General features: G+C 67.6%; 1 protein-coding gene. It reads right to left on the reverse strand.

Annotated features, from left to right (window positions below; all coding sequences use genetic code 11):
- Nucleotides 1-754, reverse strand: a 754-nt coding sequence (locus A0O30_RS28105; protein ID WP_371921643.1) for a toxin VasX, incomplete at both ends; no start/stop codon positions are given.

A 754-nucleotide genomic window follows, 5' to 3' on the forward strand; every position in this document is an offset into this window, starting at 1 on the left:
GCGCCGTGGGGGGAGTAGTCCTTGTGGGTGAGGGCCTGGAAATGTGACTCGGCGGGCGACAGGGCGGGGCCCCGGCGTTCCGTGCCCAGCCGGAACGCGGCGAGTTCGGGCGAGGCAGCGTCGGCCGGGTACATACTCTCCAGCGTCTTGTTCAGCAGCATGGCCACCAGGTTGCGATGGTGAAAATCACGGCTCTGCGTGCTCAACTGTTCGGCATCCAGCTGGAAGCACGCCGGCACGCGTTCGTGCTCGGGCGGTTGGGCGGGTTTGGTGTGTTGCAGCTGCTCGGCGGGCATCAGGTCGCGCAGCTGGTGCTGGTAGGCCGACACCGACAGGCTGAGGTCCAGGGCCATGCCTTCGACGTCGGCGAGCGCGACCACCACCGGCACTTTGGGTTGGGTCCAGGGATAGTGCCGGGCCACGGCGACGAGGTTGCCGATGGGCAAGGTGTCGGTGATCGGGTCGCTGCTCCAGCTCAGCGGCATACGCCGCTCGGTGGGCTTGAAGTCTTCGACCCAGGTTTGCAGGGCACTGACCGGCAAGACATGGGGCTGGGTCGAGGGTGCCCGGTTGCCGGCTATCAGTTCGGCCATGTCCAGCCGGCGCATGTGCCGTTTAAGGAGGGCGGACGAGCCGGTGATGCGGGCGGTCATGGCGTTGGTCCACAGGTGCGGGCTGTAGCCGATCCACACCTCCCTGGCGGTATCGGGGCAGGTGTCGGCCCACACCCAGCCCATGGGGCGGCTGGACAGGT

The organism is Pseudomonas sp. LLC-1, from assembly GCF_002992185.1.
GTDB lineage: Bacteria > Pseudomonadota > Gammaproteobacteria > Pseudomonadales > Pseudomonadaceae > Aquipseudomonas > Aquipseudomonas monteilii.